Origin of the sequence: Pseudomonas sp. FP2294, from assembly GCF_030687625.1 — a bacterium.
Lineage (GTDB): Bacteria > Pseudomonadota > Gammaproteobacteria > Pseudomonadales > Pseudomonadaceae > Aquipseudomonas > Aquipseudomonas shahriarae.
Window position 1 is genome coordinate 4,511,515 of record NZ_CP117441.1, and the last position, 18,922, is coordinate 4,530,436.

General features: G+C 60.2%; 16 protein-coding genes. 6 read left to right on the top strand and 10 right to left on the bottom strand.

Annotated elements, in window-relative coordinates; genetic code table 11:
• Window positions 1–119: 119 nt before the first annotated feature.
• The 4 genes from PSH73_RS20215 (at window position 120) to PSH73_RS20230 (ending at window position 8,693) form a co-directional block, all read left to right on the top strand.
• Window positions 120–1,280 carry an efflux RND transporter periplasmic adaptor subunit gene (locus tag PSH73_RS20215; RefSeq protein WP_305461245.1) on the top strand — a complete coding sequence of 387 codons (1,161 nt, stop codon included), beginning with the start codon at window positions 120–122 and terminating at the stop codon, window positions 1,278–1,280.
• Window positions 1,277–4,312: a multidrug efflux RND transporter permease subunit gene (locus PSH73_RS20220; protein ID WP_305461246.1), complete on the top strand. Its 3,036-nt coding sequence runs from the start codon at window positions 1,277–1,279 to the stop codon at window positions 4,310–4,312. Before PSH73_RS20215 ends, PSH73_RS20220 begins: the two co-directional genes overlap by 4 nt.
• Window positions 4,313–4,487: 175 nt before the next feature.
• Complete coding sequence (locus PSH73_RS20225; RefSeq protein WP_057958647.1) at window positions 4,488–5,651, top strand: efflux RND transporter periplasmic adaptor subunit; 1,164 nt, start codon at window positions 4,488–4,490, stop codon at window positions 5,649–5,651.
• 3 nt (window positions 5,652–5,654) lie between these two features.
• A complete protein-coding gene (locus tag PSH73_RS20230) occupies window positions 5,655–8,693 on the top strand; it encodes a multidrug efflux RND transporter permease subunit (RefSeq protein ID WP_057958646.1) in 3,039 nt (1,012 codons plus the stop codon).
• Between the two features lie 304 nt (window positions 8,694–8,997).
• Here PSH73_RS20230 and PSH73_RS20235 read toward each other — a convergent pair whose 3' ends face one another.
• The 9 genes from PSH73_RS20235 to PSH73_RS20275 all read right to left on the bottom strand — a co-directional run bounded on the left by PSH73_RS20235 (window position 8,998) and on the right by PSH73_RS20275 (window position 16,433).
• Window positions 8,998–9,225 (bottom strand): hypothetical protein, encoded by a 228-nt coding sequence (locus PSH73_RS20235; protein ID WP_057444708.1) that lies wholly within the window; start codon window positions 9,223–9,225, stop codon window positions 8,998–9,000.
• Entirely contained in the window at window positions 9,225–9,941 is a 717-nt protein-coding gene (locus tag PSH73_RS20240) for a lipopolysaccharide kinase InaA family protein (protein WP_120734046.1), read from the bottom strand. The genes PSH73_RS20235 and PSH73_RS20240 overlap by 1 nt, the downstream gene beginning before the upstream one ends.
• A 4-nt stretch (window positions 9,942–9,945) precedes the next feature.
• A complete protein-coding gene (locus PSH73_RS20245) occupies window positions 9,946–10,626 on the bottom strand; it encodes a class I SAM-dependent methyltransferase (RefSeq protein WP_120734048.1) in 681 nt (226 codons plus the stop codon).
• A gap of 189 nt (window positions 10,627–10,815) precedes the next feature.
• A complete protein-coding gene (locus PSH73_RS20250; protein ID WP_057958643.1) occupies window positions 10,816–12,096 on the bottom strand; it encodes a HAMP domain-containing sensor histidine kinase in 1,281 nt (426 codons plus the stop codon).
• Window positions 12,086–12,769, bottom strand: coding sequence for a two-component system response regulator ColR (colR, locus tag PSH73_RS20255; RefSeq protein WP_029295378.1), 684 nt, complete (start codon window positions 12,767–12,769; stop codon window positions 12,086–12,088). Before colR ends, PSH73_RS20250 begins: the two co-directional genes overlap by 11 nt.
• A 167-nt stretch (window positions 12,770–12,936) precedes the next feature.
• Window positions 12,937–14,583 (bottom strand): chaperonin GroEL, encoded by a 1,647-nt coding sequence (groL, locus tag PSH73_RS20260; protein ID WP_057439378.1) that lies wholly within the window; start codon window positions 14,581–14,583, stop codon window positions 12,937–12,939.
• A gap of 49 nt (window positions 14,584–14,632) precedes the next feature.
• Complete coding sequence (groES, locus tag PSH73_RS20265) at window positions 14,633–14,929, bottom strand: co-chaperone GroES (protein WP_017846112.1); 297 nt, start codon at window positions 14,927–14,929, stop codon at window positions 14,633–14,635.
• Window positions 14,930–15,158: 229 nt separating this feature from the next.
• The gene (locus tag PSH73_RS20270) at window positions 15,159–15,635 is read right to left on the bottom strand and encodes an FxsA family protein (RefSeq protein ID WP_057439377.1); all 477 of its coding nucleotides are present in this window, start codon (window positions 15,633–15,635) and stop codon (window positions 15,159–15,161) included.
• A 66-nt stretch (window positions 15,636–15,701) separates the two neighbouring features.
• The gene (locus tag PSH73_RS20275) at window positions 15,702–16,433 is read right to left on the bottom strand and encodes a HugZ family protein (protein WP_057958642.1); all 732 of its coding nucleotides are present in this window, start codon (window positions 16,431–16,433) and stop codon (window positions 15,702–15,704) included.
• A gap of 75 nt (window positions 16,434–16,508) precedes the next feature.
• Between PSH73_RS20275 and PSH73_RS20280 the strand changes: the two genes are divergently transcribed.
• Window positions 16,509–17,267, top strand: coding sequence for an SDR family oxidoreductase (locus PSH73_RS20280; protein ID WP_057958641.1), 759 nt, complete (start codon window positions 16,509–16,511; stop codon window positions 17,265–17,267).
• A 126-nt stretch (window positions 17,268–17,393) separates the two neighbouring features.
• Here PSH73_RS20280 and PSH73_RS20285 read toward each other — a convergent pair whose 3' ends face one another.
• On the bottom strand, window positions 17,394–18,401 hold the full coding sequence (locus tag PSH73_RS20285) for a DUF481 domain-containing protein (RefSeq protein WP_057958640.1): 1,008 nt from the start codon (window positions 18,399–18,401) through the stop codon (window positions 17,394–17,396).
• A gap of 205 nt (window positions 18,402–18,606) precedes the next feature.
• Between PSH73_RS20285 and PSH73_RS20290 the strand changes: the two genes are divergently transcribed.
• Window positions 18,607–18,921: an MGMT family protein gene (locus PSH73_RS20290; protein ID WP_178111897.1), complete on the top strand. Its 315-nt coding sequence runs from the start codon at window positions 18,607–18,609 to the stop codon at window positions 18,919–18,921.
• Window position 18,922: the final 1 nt, after the last annotated feature.

Consider the following 18,922-nt stretch of genomic DNA (forward strand, 5'->3'; position numbering starts at 1 on the left):
ACGTCCGACTTTCCGCCTTATAGCACTCGCCTTTCTGATGAAGACTGCCTGGCTCATCGTGCCAGCGAGCGCCCCTGCGCGCGCCCTCCGCACCCTGTCACCTTCACAAGGAAGCAACTATGCCGGGCCGCCGGATGATTACCATGCTCAGCATCGTACTGCTGGTCGTGCTGATGCTCGCCAGCTATAAAGCGTTCTGGGTTTACCAACAGCTGCAGCTGCTGCATGCGCCAAAGCCGCCCGTCAGCGTGGCGGTGGCAACCGCCCTCGAACAACCCTGGCAGCGCCAGTTGCCCGCCGCTGGCACCCTCAAGGCATTGCAGGGCATCAACCTGAGTATCGAGGTGCCCGGCGTCGTCACCCAGTTGCACTTCGACTCCGGGCAAGTGGTCAAGCAAGGGCAAACCCTGCTGCAACTCGAACACCAGGCCGAGCAGGCCGCATTGGACGTAGCCCTGGCGGACCGCAGCCTGGCCCGGCAGAACTTCCAGCGCGGCCGCGAACTGGTGGCGATCAACGCCATCTCCCAAGAGGAGTTCGACCGACTGTCCGCCGAGTTCAACCGCAACAACGCCGTCGTTGCACAACGCCGCACTGCGCTGGACAAAAAACGCATCGTCGCCCCGTTCAACGGCACCCTTGGCATCCGCCAAGTCAACATCGGTGACTACCTGCAAAGCGCCACCGTGATCGCCAGCCTGCAGGACGCCGATAGCCTTTACGTCGATTTCCACATCCCCGAGCACGCCGTTCAACTGATCAAGATCGGCCAGTCCGTACGCATTGAAGTTTCGGCACGCCCAGGACTTTCCAGTCTCGCCACCATTAGCGCCATCGACCCCATCGTCGACACCCACACGCGAAATGTGTTGGTACGCGCCACCCTGACTCATCCGCCCGCCGACCTGTTGCCGGGTATGTTCGCCCACTTGCAGGTGCTGCTGACGAACCCGGGTTTGCATATCGTGATCGAGGAGAGCGCAATCGCCTACAGCCCCTATGGCCAGTATGTGTACGTCGTAGCCCCGCGCAAAAACAGCGAAGGCCGTGACGAGCTGGATGCCGAGGGCAAGCCGCTGCTGATCGCCGAACAACGCCTGGTCGAAACGGGCGAGCGACGCGATGGCACCATCGTGATTGCCAAAGGGCTGGCCAAGGGCGAACAGGTCGTTACTGCCGGCCAGATCAAATTGCAAAACGGTACCCCAGTGCGCATCAGCATCCACCGGAACCAACCTGATGAGCGTCCACTGGCGGCCCAACGGGAGAACGAAAAATGACGTTCACCGACCTGTTTATCCGCCGCCCCGTACTGGCCCTGGTGGTCAGCCTGTTGATCGTGTTGCTGGGCTGGCAGGCCTTTGGGCAATTACCATTGCGCCAATTCCCGCAGATGGAAAGTGCGCTGGTCACGGTGACCACGGTCTCTCCAGGCGCCAGTGCCGAGACCGTGCAGAGCTACATCACACAACCTCTGCAGAAAAGCCTGGCAAGCGCGCAAGGCATCGACTACATGCGCTCCACCAGCCGGCAGAACGTGTCGATTATTTCCATCTACGGGCGGGTCGGGGCCGACAGCGACCGGTTGTTCACCGAGCTGTTGGCCAAGACCAATGAAGTAAGGAACCAACTGCCTCGGGACATAGAGGATCCGGTGCTGAACAAGGTCGCGGCGGATAACACCGCGCTGATGTACCTGGGTTTTTCCAGCGACACCATGAACAATGCGCAAATCACCGACGTCCTGCTGCGTGTGATCCAGCCTCGCCTGGTGACTCTGCCGGGCATGGCCGAGGCCCAGATCATCGGCAACCAAAGCTTTGCCATGCGTATCTGGCTTGATCCGCTGAAACTCGCAGGCTTTGGTTTGAGCGCCAGCGATGTGACCCAGGCCATCAAGCGCTACAACGTACAGTCCATTGCCGGCGACGCTACAGGTGAATTGGTCGTTACCAGTGTCACGGCCAATACCGAACTGCAGTCGGTTGAAGGCTTCCGGGCCATCACCTTGAAAACCAACGGCGACAGCCAGGTCCGCCTCGGGGATGTGGCGCGGGTGGAGCTGGGAGCGCAGAACTACGACAGCTTCAGTTCATTCAATGGCCTGCCCGCGACCTACATCAGCATCAAGCCGACCCCCGACGCCAACCCGCTGGAGCTGGGCAAGCGCGTACGCGAACTGATGCCCCTGCTGCAGGCGCAGTTACCGCCTCATCTGCAAGCCGATATCGCCTACGACTCGACGTTGTACATCAACGCCTCTATCGACCATGTGCTGTCGAGCCTGCTGGAAGCCATCCTGATTGTGGTGTTGGTGGTGTTCCTGTTTCTGGGCTCTTTGCGCGCCGTGGTGATTCCCGTCATCACCATTCCCCTGTCGCTGGTCGGCACGCTGTTCTTCATGCAACTGATGGGGTACTCGATCAACGTCCTGACGCTGCTGGCCATGGTCCTGGCCATTGGCCTGGTGGTGGATGACGCCATTGTGATGATGGAGAACATTCATCGGCATATCGAACGAGGCAAGTCGCCCCTTGAGGCCGCGATCAAAGGCGCGCGGGAGGTGTGCGTGCCGGTCATTTCGATGACCATTACCCTGGCCGCGGTGTATGCGCCCATCGGTTTCCTGCAGGGGTTGACCGGGGCGCTGTTCAAGGAGTTTGCCCTGACCCTGGCCGGGGCCGTGGTGATTTCCGGTATCGTTGCGCTGACCCTGTCACCGATGATGTGCGCCCTGTTATTGCGCCCTGAAGAACAGCCACGGGGCCTGCCCCTGGTCCTGGACCGGCTGTTCAACCATCTGAAGCAGCGTTACCAGCGCCGCCTGCATCAGATCATGGAGGCGCAGTCGGTGGTCATCGTGTTCGCCCTGCTGATCCTCGGCCTGATTCCCGCCATGCTCACCTTCACCCTCTCCGAGCTGGCCCCCGATGAGGACCAGGGCCTGATCTTTATCCTCGCCAGCGCACCGCAGCCGAGCAACCTGGCCTACCTCAACCGTTACACCCAGGACTTCATCGCGCTGTTCAAGACCCTGCCCGAGTACCAGGCCTCGTTCCAGATCAATGGCCTCGATGGCGTGCATTCGGGGGTGGGCGGTTTCCAACTGCGCCCGTGGGACCAGCGCGAGCGCACGCAGATGGAGGTGCTGGCGCCGCTGCGCAAAAAGCTCGACAGCATCCCCGGCCTGCAAGTATTTGCCTTTAACCTGCCGTCCTTGCCGGGTACAGGCGAAGGCCTGCCTTTTGGTTTTGTCATCAGTTCCCAGCAGGACCACAAGTCGATGCTGGCGGTGGCCGAGCGCGTCAAACAGCGGGCCATCGACTCCGGGAAGTTTGCCTACGTGGATATCGACCTGGCCTTCGACCGGCCCGAAGTAGTGATCGACATTGACCGGGCCAAGGCCGCGCAAATGGGCGTGTCCATGCAGGACCTGAGCCTGACCCTGGCGACCCTGCTGGCTGAAACGGAAATCAACCGCTTCAGGATTGATGGCAATCTGTACAAGGTCATTGCCCAGGTCGAGCGCACCTACCGCGACAACCCGGACTGGCTGAGTCACTACAACGTCAAAAATGCCAAGGGCCAATTACTGCCCCTGTCGACGTTGATCACCGTCTCCAGCCAACAGGTACGCCCGCGACAGTTGAACCAGTTCCAGCAGCTCAATTCGGTGCTGGTCTCGGCTTACCCGATTGTCGGTATGAGCAACGCCCTGGAGACCGTACATGCCATCGCCCAGGAAGAGGCTCCGGCGGGCTACACCTTCGACTACAGCAACGCCACGCGCCAGTTTGTGCAGGAGGGCAATGCGCTGTGGGGTACGTTCGGCCTGGCGTTGGCGATCATCGGCCTGGTGCTGGCGGCCCAGTTTGAAAGCCTGCGTGACCCGCTGGTGATCCTGGTGACGGTGCCGCTGTCGATCTGCGGGGCATTGATTGCGCTGTTCCTCGGCTGGTCGACCCTGAACATTTACACACAAATCGGCCTGGTCACGCTGATCGGCCTGATCAGCAAGCACGGCATCCTGATCGTCGAGTTCGCCAACCAGTTGCGCAAGGAGCAGGGGCTGTCGGCGCGTGCCGCCATCGAAGAAGCCGCCGCGATCCGCTTGCGGCCGGTGCTGATGACCACCATCGCTACCGTGCTGGGGGTGATCCCGCTGGTGTTTTCCAGCGGTGCCGGCGCGGTCAGCCGGTTTGATATCGGCATGGTGATCGCCACCGGCATGTCGATCGGGACCTTGTTCACTTTGTTCGTCCTGCCGTCGGTGTATACGGCGCTGGCCAAGCGCGACATGCCCGCACCCTGACCTCATATGGGAAAGGCCTGACACCCCTTTCCCTATTCCCCTACGCCTTAAAACCATTGCGCTTGAGCCTGCCCGCGAACGCTGAAATTTACCAGTTGGAATCCCCCCGAAACTCGGAGTAATGTGCCGAATCGTTCGTCTTCGTCTGCCTCAGTTTTTTCCAAGGAACCGGAATATGCTGCGTCGTCGCATGCTGATCATGTTGGCCGTTGTGCTGCTCATCGTCCTGCTGCTGGGGGGCTATAAAGCCTTTTCCATCTATCAGCAGATCCAGGTCTTTTCCGCGCCCAAACCGCCGATCAGCGTGGCGGTGGCCACCGCGGTCGAACAACCGTGGCAACAGCGCCTGCCGGCGGTGGGTACGCTCAAGGCCTTGCAGGGGGTGAACCTCGCCCTGGAGATTGCCGGCACGGTCAAGGACGTGCAGTTCGAGTCGGGGCAGAAGGTCAAGGCCGGGCAACCGCTGGTGCAACTCGACAGTGCGGTGGAAGACGCCCTGCTGCAAACCGCCCAGGCCGACCTGGGCCTGGCCCAGCTCGATTACGGGCGCGGCAGCCAACTGGTGGGCAGCCAGGCGATCTCCAAGGGCGAGTTCGACCGGCTCTCGGCGCAACTGCAAAAAAACAAGGCCACGGTCAACCAGCTCAAAGCGTCCCTGGCCAAGAAACACATCGTCGCGCCGTTCAGCGGCACTATCGGCATTCGTCAGGTCGATGTGGGCGACTATCTGGCCAGCGGCACGGTGATTGCCACCTTGCAGGACCTGAGCAGCCTCTATGTGGACTTTTATGTGCCCGAGCAGTCGGTGCCCAAGCTGGCCGTGGGCCAGGGGGTACAGGTGCAAGTCTCGGCCTACCCGAAACTGACCTTCCCCGGCACCCTCAGTGCGATCAACCCGAAAGTCGAGAGCAGCACCCGTAACGTGCTGGTTCGAGCGACCCTGGCCAACCCGGACAATAAACTGCTACCGGGCATGTTCAGCAGCCTGCAAGTGCTGCTGCCCGACCCGCAAGCGCAGGTGGTGATACCGGAAAGTGCCATTACCTACACCCTCTACGGCAACTCAGCCTACGTGGTAACACAGAAAAAGACCGAGGACGGCAGCCTCGAAAAAGATGCCAACGGTCAACCGATCCTGATCGCCGAACGGCGCTTTATCGAAACCGGCGAACGGCGCGATGGCCTGGTGCTGATCACCAAAGGCCTGAGCAGTGGCGAGCAAGTGGTCAGCGCCGGGCAGATCAAGCTCGACACCGGTGCGCATATCGCCATCACTGCGGATAAAAACCTGCCGGCCGCCCCTGGCCAACCTCCGCGCAACGACGGTTCAAGGAACTGAGCCATGGCGTTTACCGACACGTTTATCCGCCGCCCGGTGCTGGCCATGGTGGTCAGCCTGCTGATCGTGCTCCTGGGTTTCCAGGCCTACAGCAAACTGCCTCTGCGCCAATACCCATCCATGGAAAATGCCCTGATCACGGTGACTACCGCGTACCCCGGGGCCAATGCCGAGACGATCCAGGGCTACATCACACAGCCGCTGCAGCAAAGCCTGGCAAGTGCCGAAGGTATCGACTACATGACCTCGGTCAGTCGCCAGAACTTCTCGGTGATTTCCATCTATGCGCGGATCGGCGCCAACAGCGACCGGCTGTTCACCGAGCTGCTGGCCAAGGCCAACGAGGTCAAGAACAAACTGCCCCAGGACGCCGAAGACCCGGTGTTGAGCAAGGAGGCCGCAGATGCCTCGGCGCTGATGTACATCAGCTTCTCCAGCCAGCAACTGAGCAACCCGCAGATCACCGACTACCTGTCGCGGGTGATCCAGCCCAAGCTGGCGACCCTGCCCGGCATGGCCGAAGCCGAGATCCTCGGCAACCAGGTATTTGCCATGCGCCTGTGGCTGGACCCGGTCAAGCTCGCGGGCTTTGGCCTGAGCGCCAGTGACGTCACCGACGCCGTGCGCCACTACAACTTCCTCTCCGCCGCCGGCGAAGTGAAGGGCGAGTATGTGGTCACCAGCATCAACGCCAACACCGATTTGAAGACCGCCGAGGCCTTCGCCGCCATCACCGTGAAGACCGATGGCGACAGCCGGGTGCTGCTGGGCGACGTGGCCCGGGTGGAAATGGGCGCGGAAAACTACAACGCCATCAGTTCCTTTGGCGGTACGCCTTCGGTGTACATCGGCATCAAGGCCACGCCCAGTGCCAACCCGCTGGATGTGATCAAAGAAGTACGCAAGCTGATGCCGGAGCTGGAATCCCAGTTGCCGCCCAATCTCAAGGCAGAAATCGCCTACGACGCCACGCTGTTTATCCAGGCGTCCATCAACGAAGTGGTCAAGACCCTGTTTGAAGCGGTGCTGATCGTGATCGTCGTGGTGTTCCTGTTTCTCGGGGCGCTGCGCTCGGTGGTGATCCCGGTGGTGACCATCCCGCTGTCGATGATTGGCGTGCTGTTTTTCATGCAACTGATGGGCTACTCCATCAACCTGCTGACACTGCTGGCGATGGTGCTGGCCATCGGCCTGGTGGTGGATGATGCCATTGTGGTGGTGGAGAACATCCACCGCCATATTGAAGAAGGCAAGACGCCACTGGACGCTGCGCTGGAAGGCGCGCGGGAGATTGCCGTGCCGGTGGTGTCGATGACCATCACCCTGGCGGCGGTGTATGCGCCCATCGGTTTCCTCGAGGGGCTGACCGGGGCGTTGTTCAAGGAGTTCGCCCTGACCCTGGCCGGTGCGGTGGTGATTTCCGGCATCGTCGCCCTGACCCTGTCACCGATGATGTGCGCCCTGCTGTTGCGCCACGACGAAAACCCCACGGGCCTGGCCCATCGCCTGGACCGCATCTTCGAAGGCCTCAAGCGCCGCTACCAGACAATGCTGCACGGCACATTGAACACCCGGCCGGTGGTGATCGTATTTGCCCTGATCGTGCTGTGCCTGATCCCGGTTTTCCTCAAATTCACCCAGTCGCAACTGGCCCCGGATGAAGACCAGGGCATCATCTTTATGATGGCCAGCGCACCGCAGCCGACCAACCTGGACTACCTGAACACCTACACCGACGAGTTCATCACGATCTTCAAGGACTTCCCGGAGTATTACTCCTCGTTCCAGATCAATGGGTTCAACGGGGTGCAATCGGGTATCGGCGGCTTCCTGCTCAAACCGTGGAACGAGCGCGACCGCACGCAGATGCAGATCCTGCCTGAGGTGCAGAAACGCCTGGAGCAGATCCCCGGCTTGCAGGTATTCGGCTTCAACCTGCCATCACTGCCCGGTACCGGCGAAGGCCTGCCCTTCGGTTTTGTGATCAACACACCCAATGACTATGAGTCGTTGCTGCAAGTGGCCGACCGCGTGAAGAAACGGGCCATGGAGTCGGGCAAGTTCGCCTTTGTCGATATCGACCTGGCATTCGACAAACCCGAGGTGGTGGTGGACATCGACCGCGCCAAGGCGGCGCAGATGGGGGTGTCGATGCAGGATCTGGGCAGCACCCTGGCGACCTTGCTGGCGGAGGCGGAAATCAACCGGTTCACCATTGATGGGCGCAGCTACAAGGTCATCGCCCAGGTCGAGCGGGCCTACCGGGACAACCCCGAGTGGCTGAACAGTTACTACGTGAAAAACACCCAGGGCGAGCTGTTGCCGCTGTCGACCCTGATCAGCATCAGTGACCGCGCGCGCCCGCGCCAACTGAACCAGTTCCAGCAACTCAACTCGGCGCTGATCTCGGGCTTCCCGATTGTCAGCATGGGCGAGGCCATCGACACCGTGCGCCAGATCGCCATCGAAGAAACCCCGGCCGGCTACGCCTTCGACTACAGCGGCGCCTCACGCCAGTTCATCCAGGAAGGCAGCGCGCTGTGGGTCACCTTTGGCCTGGCGTTGGCCATCATCTTCCTGGTGCTGGCGGCACAGTTCGAGAGCTTCCGTGACCCGCTGGTGATCCTGGTGACGGTGCCGCTGTCGATCTGCGGCGCGTTGATCCCCTTGTTCCTGGGTTGGTCGAGCATGAACATCTACACCCAGGTGGGGTTGGTGACGTTGATCGGGCTGATCAGCAAGCACGGGATCCTGATCGTCGAGTTTGCCAACCAGCTGCGCAAGGACAAGGGCCTGACGCCCCGTGAAGCGGTGGAAGAAGCGGCGGCAATTCGCCTGCGCCCGGTGTTGATGACCACGGCAGCGATGGTGTTTGGCATGGTGCCGTTGATCTTTGCCACAGGGGCCGGGGCGGTCAGTCGGTTTGATATCGGGATGGTGATTGCTACGGGGATGTCTGTGGGTACGTTGTTTACGCTGTTTGTGTTGCCGTGTGTTTATACGTTGTTGGCCAAGCGTGAGGCCTTGGCGGCGGCGGATTGATTGAGTACCTATCCGTTTCTGCGCCCCCCTGTGGGAGCTGTCTCGCCCTGCGAGGCTGCGATAGCGGTGTGTCAGACAACATAAGGCTAGCAGTGCCGGCGCCATCGCTGGCAAGCCAGCTCCCACACCCACCGGGGAACGCGGCTTCGCGCTCGGGTTCTACTGTGGCTCTGCTTTTGATCTTGATCTGAGGCGCCCCGCCAGGGCTGAGCGTATAGCCGCCATCCCAGACCAAGAACGCCGCAACACGTAAAAAAACAAAAGGCCCCGCACTGCGGGGCCTTTTACAGGGGCGTCAATCTCTTCAACTCGCAGGCCTCATCCCTTGGGACATCCCAAACATAAACAGCAAAAGCTGATGATCAGGCTGCGTGCCCCCCGTGGTCTTGGCGATCCGCGGCACCGGGCATTGCCCGCCGTTGTGCGCCGCGCTGAGGACTTCTGTGCGGGGCTGCTCCCAGGCAGCCAGGGCCAGGGAGGCGATGCCCAAGGCCCCCAACAGAAACAAACCTCGTGCTATTTCTAGCTTCATTAGGTTAAACCCTTGATAGCGCTGCCAAACGCCGCTTCGTAAAAGTAGCTGAGTTTTTGCCAGTCGGCGGCATTCCACGACGAATGGCGCCGCAACTGCTGCATGTCATGGTCAGCGGCCCGGCGGGCGGTCAAGCGTTGGCGACTCTTCTCGAGATCCAGCAGCGCCACTTCGACCGTCGCGCCCTCTGCCGCCCCGCTGACCCGCACAAAAATATGCTTGCTGTACAGGCAGCCATGCTGCCAGCGCCCCTTGTGCATGCGCGCCAGGGTTTGCGCCAACTCAGCTAGCAGGCGCTCATGCACCAGTTCCCCACATTGCGCACGGCCATCGGCGGCGTACCAGCTGTCGATATCCACAAAGCCATCCAAAGCCGCCGTCACCAGCAAAGCCTTCCACTGTTGGTCCGGATCACGACGGGCGCCACAGAACACCAGTTCCGGAACCCCCACATCGAGCAAGCGCAGGCCCCTGAGCGCATCGCGCTCGCGCAACACCGTGGGCCGCCCAAAAGGATGCAGCCAACTGCGATAGGTGTGACCTGTCTGGCGCTTGCTGTAGAGCAAGCGCCCATTGGTGCCGATTACCCGCTGTACGCCGCTTTCGCCCCCTCGACGCCGATTGGGCTCCTCGACCCACTCGCCCTGCTGCCGCCAGAAGTAATCGAAGCGCTCTTCGGGAGCTACGTGACTGCCTGCTACGTACTCAACTGCCATCCTGCTACCTCTTGCGCAATACATACACCCGCCACATGGCGTACAGCGGTATGAAGTCCAAATACTCCTGGACACGAAAACCAGCTTGCTCAAACTCAGCCTCAACAGTAGCAGCCGGTAACACAAAACGATTTCGGTAACTCTCCTGCTCACTTTTGTTGCGGCGCTGCAATTCCAGGCGCTTGCGTTTCCAGGCCTTGAAGTTGCCATCCACCCACAACGAAATGATCACACTATCGCGGGTAACCCTTTGAAATTCCTTCAATAAAGCCAGTCGATGCGCCGGGTCGCCGATGTGGTGCAGCAGACGCATGCAGAAAATGCTGTCCACTGCGTTGTCTGGCAGGTCGATATCAAACGCTGATGTCTGCAAGGGCCGTACCCGCTTGAGCACATCCGCCGGTTGCGACGCAGTGGCGATGTTCAACATGGACTCGGAATTGTCCGCGCCGATGATCACTCGGTTGGGCTTTTCGGCCAGCAGAGGCCAGAAACGCCCCGCACCGCACGGCAAATCCAACACCAGGCCAGGCTCACCAGCCATCGCCAGCGCACCGCGGGCCAATTGCTCATCCCGTTTGTGCGACAGCCGCCGCGCCAACTTGCCCTGATGTTTAAGCAGATATTGTTGAGCGTGCCGGTCGTCGTACTTGGCGGAAAATTCAAGTTTGATAGGGGTAGCCATCAACGGATCTCCTAGACTGATGCCTGCAACCTTAAGCAGTCGCACGTCATCCGCAGGTCAACCCTTTGTGAAAAAAACGTCCCGTCCAACCCTAAAAAATTACAAGATTTTACAAGAAAAAAGCATGGCATGAAGCCATCTTCGCCGAACAGACGGGAGTCTGCCCCAGGAACAGGGGCAGGAAAGGGGTCAGGATTTGACCTGATTCAATTCAACATGGAAGCGACAACCACTGGGTTCCATGGTACTGAGGCTGACCACCCAGCCCTGGCTCTCGCAGATGCGCTGGACCAGCGACAAACCCAGGCCCAGGCCGTCACCGCGCTTTTCGTTACCGCGTACAAACGGCTCGAACATAGCCTCGCGCTTGTCTTCGGGAATCCCCACCCCGCTGTCTTCCACCACAAAGCCGGTGGGCTCCAGGGTCAGGCGGATAAATCCGTGTTCGGTGTAGTGCAGGGCATTGCGCAGCAGGTTGCCCATGACCGCGTGCAGGAAGGTGGCGTTGTAGCGGGTGTCGAGTGGGTTGCCCGGCAGGTAGAACAACTCGATGCCCTTGCGCTCGATAGGTTCGCGCCAGATCCCCAGCAAGCCCTCCGCGACCTCGGAGAGGCTGACCTGGGGCGACATTGTGGTGTCGTCATGCTGGGCACGGGCCAGCATCAGGAAGGTCTGTACCAGCTCGCGCATTTCCTCGCAGGCCCGGGCGATACGCTCGACCTGTTTACGCCCCCGTGAATCAATCGCCGGGTTTTCCAGCAGCAGTTCGCAGGAACTGGCCAGCACCATCAAGGGGGTGCGCAGTTCATGGCTGACATCACTGGTGAACAAGCGCTCACGGGTCAGGGCCTGGCGCAGACGGCCAAGGGTGGCGTCGAAGGCCACTGCCAGCTCGCCCACTTCGTCGGCCGCATAGTCCGGGGCCAGCGGCGGGGCCAGCCCCAGTAATTGGTCACGATGCCGCACCTGGCGCGCCAGGCGCACCACCGGGGCCATCACCTTACGGGCGAGGACCCAGCCGAGGAATACCGCCAGCGACAGGCTGAGTACAAACCCTACCAGCACCACCGCAAACAACACGCGCTCGCGCTCTTCGAAATCGCTCTGGTCTTGCAGCAGGACATATCGACGGCCGTCGACGATCTCGACCATGGCATGGTAGGAAAGCGCATCGCGAAATACCTCGTGAAAGCCAGCGTCCAGATGCCGCAAGTCCTTGGGCAGTTGGAAATCCCCTCGTCCGCCGCTGAAATAGAACAGCTGGTCCGGCTCGGGACGGTGGCGCCAGTCTTCGACACTGTCCATCAACAGCAGACGCTGCAGGTCGCCGCCCAGCCCCGCCGAAATCAGTTTTTCTTCCACCAGGTGCACCGTGGCGACGATGCCCATGGCGAAGGCCCCCGCCACCAGCGCGCTCATCAGCGCAAAGGCGATGATGATCCGCTGGGCAAGGCTTTGCTTAAACTCCATCACGCCCCTCGGCCAAGCGATAACCCACGCCATGCACGGTTTGCAGCAAGGGTTTGGCAAATGGCTTGTCGATCACTTGGCGCAGTTGGTGGACATGGCTGCGCAGGCTGTCGCTGTCCGGGCAGTCATCGCCCCACAGGGCCTCTTCAAGCACTTCGCGGCGCAGGACATGCGGGCTTTTCTGCATCAACACCGCGAGCAATTTCAGGCCGACAGGGTTGAGCTTGAGCAGGCGCCCTTCGCGGGTCACTTCCAGGGTGTCGAGGTCGTAGGACAGATCGCCGACTTGCAGCTCGCGCCGGCCGCCACCCTGGGCGCGACGCAGCACGGCTTCGATACGTGCGGCCAGTTCCGACAGGGCAAACGGCTTGAGCAGATAGTCATCGGCCCCCGACTTGAAGCCTTGCAGGCGGTCGTCCAATTGGTCGCGGGCGGTGAGCATGATCACCGGTGTGTCGCGGCGCGCGTCTTCACGCAGGCGTTTGCACAGGGTGTAGCCATCAATCCCAGGCAGCATGATATCGAGCACGATCAGGTCGTAATGCTCGGTGGCCGCCAGGTGCAGGCCAGACAAACCGTCCTGCGCACAGTCCACGGTATAGCCCTTGAGTCCGAGGTAATCCGCCAGGTTGGCCAGAATATCGCGGTTGTCTTCAACCAATAAAATTCGCATGGGCAGTGTCTCCGTACGCGGTAACAGCCGTGTTGGCTCGCGCAGCTTAAGGCCAAGTATGGCTTACCGCTAGGCCTGAACGGTCAACCGATTACTGTTTTCAATCGATAAAAAAGCCCCGCCTGATCACTCAGGCGGGGCTTTTATGCATCGGGGGTAAGGCTGGCTTACATCATGCCGCCCATGCCACCCATACCGCCCATGTCTGGCATACCGCCGCCAGCCGAGCCTTCTGCTTTCGGCTTGTCAGCGATTGCAGCTTCGGTGGTCAGGATCAGGCCACCGATGGAGGCTGCAGCCTGCAGCGCGGAACGAGTCACCTTGGTAGGGTCCAGGATGCCCATTTCGATCATGTCGCCGTAGACGCCAGTCGCAGCGTTGTAACCGTAGTTACCTTTGCCGTTCTTGACTTCGTTGACTACAACGCTTGGCTCGTCGCCGGAGTTGGCAGCGATCTGGCGCAGCGGTGCTTCAACAGCACGACGCAGCACAGCGATACCGACGTTCTGGTCAGCGTTGTCGCCGGTCAGGTTGGTCAGGGCTTCCAGAGCACGGATCAGCGCAACGCCACCGCCAGGTACCACGCCTTCTTCAACGGCCGCACGGGTTGCGTGCAGGGCGTCTTCAACGCGGGCTTTCTTCTCTTTCATTTCAACTTCGGAACCAGCGCCAACCTTGATCACTGCAACGCCGCCAGACAGCTTGGCCAGGCGCTCTTGCAGTTTTTCACGGTCGTAGTCCGAGGAAGTCTCGGCAACCTGGGCACGGATCTGGGTGATGCGCGCCTGGATGTCCTGCTCAACGCCAGCACCGTCAACGATGATGGTGTTTTCTTTGGAGATGGTCACGCGCTTGGCGCTACCCAGGTTTTCCAGGGTGGCGCTTTCCAGGCTCAGGCCGATCTCTTCGGAGATTACGGTACCGCCGGTCAGGACGGCGATGTCCTGCAGCATGGCCTTGCGACGATCGCCGAAGCCTGGAGCCTTGACGGCTGCGACTTTAACGATACCGCGCATGTTGTTCACAACCAGAGTCGCCAAGGCTTCGCCTTCAACGTCTTCGGAAACGATCAGCAGTGGACGGCCGGCTTTGGCAACGGCTTCCAGTACTGGCAGCATTTCGCGGATGTTCGAGATCTTTTTGTCGACCAGCAGGATCAGCGGGCTGTCCAGCTCGGCAACCATGGTCTCTGGCTTGTTGACGAAGTACGGGGACAGGTAGCCACGGTCGAACTGCATGCCTTCTACAACCGACAGTTCGTTTTCCAGGCCAGTGCCTTCTTCAACGGTGATCACGCCTTCTTTACCGACTTTTTCCATGGCTTCGGCAATGATGTCGCCGATGGAGCTGTCGGAGTTGGCGGAGATGGTACCTACCTGAGCGATAGCCTTGGTGTCAGCGCATGGCTTGGACAGGTTTTTCAGCTCAGCAACGATGGCGATGGTCGCCTTGTCGATGCCGCGCTTGAGGTCCATCGGGTTCATGCCGGCAGCGACGGCTTTGTAGCCTTCGTTGACGATGGCCTGAGCCAGAACGGTGGCGGTGGTGGTGCCGTCGCCGGCGTCATCATTGGCACGGGAGGCAACGTCTTTGACCAGCTGCGCGCCCATGTTTTCGAAACGGTCTTCCAGTTCGATTTCTTTGGCGACCGAAACGCCGTCCTTGGTGATGGTCGGAGCGCCGAAGCTCTTCTCGATGATCACGTTACGGCCTTTCGGGCCCAGGGTCGCTTTTACTGCGTCAGCCAGGATGTTGACACCGGTGAGCATTTTCTTACGGGCGGAATCGCCGAATTTAACTTCTTTAGCAGCCATGATCGATATTCCTTAAATACTTTGTAGTAACGGGAAAATGAGCGGGGAATCAGCCTTCCAGTACAGCGAGAATCTCGTTCTCAGCCATAACCAGCAGGTCTTCGCCGTCGACTTTCACAGTGTTGCTGCCGGAGTAAGGACCGAATACAACCTTGTCACCGACTTTAACGGCCAGCGCACGCACTTCACCGTTTTCCAGAGTCTTGCCTGGGCCTGCAGCGACGATCACACCGTGGTTGGCTTTTTCAGCAGCCGAACCTGGCAGAACGATACCGCCAGCGGTTTTCTTTTCTTCTTCGCTGCGACGGATAACGACGCGGTCGTGCAGAGGACGAAGCTTGCTCATTGTCGATCTCTCCTAATTGTAAGTTTCATCGGCCGGTATCAGTACCGGCGGGTGGTATTCCGGCGGTGCCGGTCGCGGTTCGCCAAGCGAAACGCGGAAGTCTGTCTGGTGTCGCCACCAGAAACCTTGCGGTGACCGTTACATAAGGGCGTATATGCTTATTACAAGGGCCGCAGATGAAAATTTTTGTGTCAGCAGGGCACCCGAAGGTGCCCTGCCAGGGATGGCGTTACTTGGAGTCGCGGTGCTCGAACTCACCTTCGATCACATCACCTTCACGCCCCAACGGCTGGCGAGGTGCCGGGCCACCACGAGGCTGCAGGTCATCGGCAAACGCACGCTGGCGGATCGCCGCTTCTTCGGCACGCTGGCGCAGCTTGCCTGCCAGCAAGCGCCGGGTGAATGGCAGCAGCAGGATCAAACCCAGCACATCGCTGACAAAACCCGGCACGATCAACAGGCCACCGGCCAAAGCCATCATCAAGCCTTCAAGCATGGTCTGGGCCGGCAACTCGCCGCGATTCAGGCTTTCACGGGCACGCAGTGCTGTGGCCAGGCCGGCGATACGCAGCACGAACACGCCGAGCATCGAGCCGAGAATAATCAGCAGCAGCGCCGGGAAAAACCCTATAGCACCGCTGACCTTGACGAATACGAACAGCTCCAGCACCGGAAACAGCAGAAAGAGCAATAAAAAAGGGCGCATCAAATGGTTCCTCAACGCAAGAATGCCTTGCTACTAGACCCTAGATGACGTCGCCCTTTCGTGAATTCAAGCTTGCGAGGTGGCTTTTTTCGGCCAAGCCTCGGCGTGAGCCAGGAAAACCAAGGCCTCGCGCACTTGTGTCGGCGTGTTGCAAGTATCCGCAAAGGGCAACCAGTGCAGGCCCTGACCGATGCGCAGGTGCATGCCTTCGCTGTCGATACCGGCCAGTTGCGCCGGCTCGGACGTCGGCAGGCCGGCCAGTTCGACATAGTGGGCGATGGCCTTGGTGTGATCGCTGTTCATGTGCTCGATCATGCTCAACTCGGCCTTGCCGGCGAACGGGTTGGCCAGGGTCAACTGATCGACCCAGTGGATCGCCCCAAAACCGCCGATGTAGCGATGCCGCACCGGCTTGAGCACCCAGAAATCGAAGTCATGGGCCTTGTGGTAGTTGGCCGAGTCCGGGAAATACCGGTAGTAGCGTTCGGCGGCGGCGGCAATGGCCGCCTCGTCCTCGAGCTTTTCGGCTTCGGCGAGATAGGTCAGGCGCCCGACAGCTTGCACATCATCAGCCTCGCGCTCGCCCACCAACAGCGAGCACTTGGGGTCTTTTTGCAGGTTGTGGGTGTGCTGGGCAATACGGCTGATCAGGATCAGCGGCCGGCCTTCGGCATCCAGGCAATAAGGCACCACCGAACCAAAGGGGAAGCCGGGCATGGCCTTGGAGTGGGTGGCCAGCGCCCCACGGTATTCCTTGAGCAGTAGTTCTCGTGCATTCTTGGCAACGTGGACGCTCAACTTATGACTCCTTCGATAAATTCCGTCAGAAAACGGACTGGGGCAACCGCTCAAATCTGCTCATAGGACATGCGAATGCATCTCAACGACAAAGTAATCATTATCACCGGCGGTTGCCAGGGCCTGGGCCGCTCCATGGCCGAGTATTTTGCAAGCAAAGGTGCCCATCTGGCACTGGTGGACCTCAATCAGGAAAAGCTCGATGCGGCCGTGGCTGCCTGCCAGTCCCATGGTGTCACCGCGCGCAGCTATCTGTGCAATGTGGCAGATGAAGACCAGGTGACTCATACCGTAGCGCAGATCGCCGAGGATTTCGGCGCGATCCACGGTTTGATCAACAACGCCGGGATCCTGCGTGATGGCCTGCTGCTCAAGGTCAAGGACGGCGAGATGACCAAGATGAGCCTGGCCCAGTGGCAGGCGGTGATCGACGTCAACCTGACCGGCGTGTTCCTCTGCACCCGCGAAGTGGCAGCAAAAATGGTGGAGCTGAACAACCAGGGCGCCATTATCAACATCTCGTCGATCTCCCGCGCGGGTAACGTGGGCCAGACCAACTATTCGGCGGCCAAGGCCGGCGTGGCCGCGGCGACGGTGACCTGGGCCAAGGAACTGGCGCGCTATGGCATTCGCGTGGCGGGTATTGCGCCGGGCTTTATCGAGACCGAGATGACACTGGGCATGAAGCCTGAAGCGCTGGAAAAGATGACTTCGGGGATCCCGCTCAAGCGCATGGGCCGCCCGGAAGAAATCGCCCATTCGGCGGCGTACATCTTCGAGAACGACTATTACACCGGGCGCATCCTGGAGTTGGATGGTGGGCTGCGGTTGTAACTGACACCGCGAAATCCCATGTAGGGCGGCTTGTGGGGGAGCTGGCTTGCCTGCGATAGCATCGCCTCGGTAATACTGAGAAACCGCGGTGGCGCTATCGCAGGCAAGCCAGCGCCTACATTCCAGTTACCAGGTCACGCCAAACCCTGCGGTGTAACGGGTCTTGCTCAGGTCGCTGTCCGAGCCGCCACTGATGATGTCGCGCTCGGCCTTGAGATTGAGCGAGGCCCATTCGGTGACTTTATAGCGCAGGCCCATTTCGGCATCGAGGGCGTAGTCGGCCGGACCGGCCAGGGGTTTGCCCACTTCGCCGTTGGTGAAGAACTCCACGGTCTTGCCGATCAGGTAGCGGTTGTAGTCCCACTTCATGGCCAGGGAATAGAAGTTGTCCTTGCCGCCGTCCTGGTACTCATAGTCAGTGCGGTTGAGCAGCGAGCCCAGGGAGAACGCTCCCAGTTCATCGTCCCAGAACTGATAACCCGGACCGGTACCGACGGTGCGCTGGCGACGCAGGTCTTCAACCCTGTCGTGCTTGTACGTCAGGCGCCCCTGCCAGAACCACTGGTCGGTAATAAAGCGGTCCAGCGCGTACTCGGCGCTCCAGTTGTCGGTGGTGACCACATCGTTCTGGAATTCGCGGTTGTATTCGCCCTCGGCAATATGCCGCCACTTGCCGTGACGGGCGGTGGTCTTGAAGTCGATGTCGTAGTCGTCGGTGTCTTTTTCCGCACGCTTGTAGTCCAGCGCCACGTCGACATTACCCTTCCACACCAGATCCTCGATCACCGGTTTTGGCTTGATGATCTGCTGGATGCTGGCCAACTCCACCGTCTTGGGAGACTCGCCGTTGGCCAGGATCACCTTGCCGTCCTCGGCCGGGTGCAGGGACTTGGCCTTCTCGCCGGTGTAGGCGTCTTGCTTGACCAGCAGCTCCTGGTCGCTTTCCAGGGTTTTCACCTGTTTCCAGTCCACCGGGATCGCCCCGGCGTATTCAGTCTGGATCAACAGCTTGCCGCCGTCGAAAACCTTGATCTTGCCGGTCAGGCGATCACCGTTTTTCAACCAGATGGTATCGGCCAGCACAGGGGTAGAGGCAGTAAAAACAGCGAGGCACAGCAGGGTTCTGGACAACATAAGCGGTTACGGGGCTCAAGTTTGGCGAAAAAAGGGGCATTATCGGCGTAGCTGAAGTCTTAGCAAGGACTGACTCAAGGTTTTCTATTGAGTTCAATTCTCAACGCCATCTTTACAGATGTTTCTTACATAGAAACGACTGATTTCAACCGAGCCAGCCAGAACAGTGAACGAGCCCGTCGAAGCGCCGCAAACCCCGTCCGAAATGCGCCGTACTGCGCTGTACCTTACCTTGGCCCAAGTGCCCGAAGGCTGCGTGGTGAGTTATGGCGAACTGGCGCACCTGGCTGGACTGGGGCGTGCCGCACGCTTCGTGGGCCGCACCCTGAGCCAGCTCCCAGAGGGTTCGAAATTGCCCTGGCACCGGGTGGTCGCCGCCGGCGGTCGGATAAGTCTGCCGGCGGGCAGCGCTTCAGGTGATGAACAACGTGCGCGTTTGCGCAGCGAAGGTGTCAGTATCCTGAACAATCGCGTTGATATTCAGCGCCATGGCTGGCGCCCGGTAGAGCACAGCGGTTAGA